The following is a 947-nucleotide window of genomic DNA, read 5'->3' on the forward strand; positions in this document are numbered from 1 at the left end:
AACTGGTCATCTTATCCAATAGAGAAAACAGCGTCTGGATTACGTATTACAGCAGCTGTGCGCAACACACCTTTGCGTTTGATTGTCGATACGGGTGCCAGCCACTCTCTCCTGTTTTCCGACCGCTTACCTGCAGGCACCCTTTTTTCTGGTTGCCGTGTTATTGAGCCTGAAGCATCCAACTTAGATTGCAGGGTATCAAAAATCATTTTTACAGATGATGCAGGAAAGTTTCGTGATGATTTGGCTATCGTAACCAATGGGAAAACGCCCCCGGAAGTGGATTTTGATGGGCTGCTGGGCATGAAATTTATGCGGGGTCACAAGGTGATCATCGATATGCCTGAACGCATGCTCCATATCAGTCGTTAGTACGATGAACAACGATCACTCTGTTTTTCGCCCCGAGGCGCTAGAGTATAAAAATAACGCGTGGTTGGGTGATTTCACTGTATCAGCGCCATCAGTGTTACCGACAGCTCTGTGGTGCTCTGTTGGCGTTTTGCTGGTGGCAGTCCTCCTTTTATTTACCCCCTATGCACAGAGGGTCCCAGTAAACGGTCGAGTGATCTATACACCTGCCGCTGCTGAGGCGGTGTTTAATCAAGATGGGGTAATAGGCAGTATAGGGGTAAGCCAGGGGGAAAGAGTAAAAAAAGGGGACATCATTGCGACGCTTTCGCGCGATGTAACATACGTCGGAGGTGGGATGAATCAAGCAGTGCAGGACGCAGCTCAGCGTCAAATAACCGAGTTGCAAAAACGCGTGGTGGAACGGCGTATAGAGGGGGACGGAGAACGTCAACGTTTACGTGAAAGAATCGACACCAAAGAACATGAAATTGCAGCGATTCGGACTGCAGTCGCTGCAGAATTAGAACGCAATGCCAGCCTGAAAAAACGGATGGCTTTTTATCAGCAGTTGCTCCTGAAAGGCGTCACTACCG

1 protein-coding gene and 1 pseudogene are annotated in these 947 nt (G+C 48.9%); both read left to right on the top strand.

Annotation, left to right across the window (positions count from 1 at the left end; genetic code table 11):
- Positions 1-372, top strand: a pseudogene (locus J5069_RS23665) (hypothetical protein); the annotation flags it as partial.
- Positions 373-376: 4 nt separating this feature from the next.
- Positions 377-947, top strand: a 571-nt coding sequence (locus J5069_RS23670) for an HlyD family secretion protein (protein ID WP_264646106.1), incomplete at its 3' end; no start/stop codon positions are given.

The organism is Candidatus Symbiopectobacterium sp. NZEC127 (assembly GCF_025962675.1).
Classification (GTDB): domain Bacteria; phylum Pseudomonadota; class Gammaproteobacteria; order Enterobacterales; family Enterobacteriaceae; genus Symbiopectobacterium.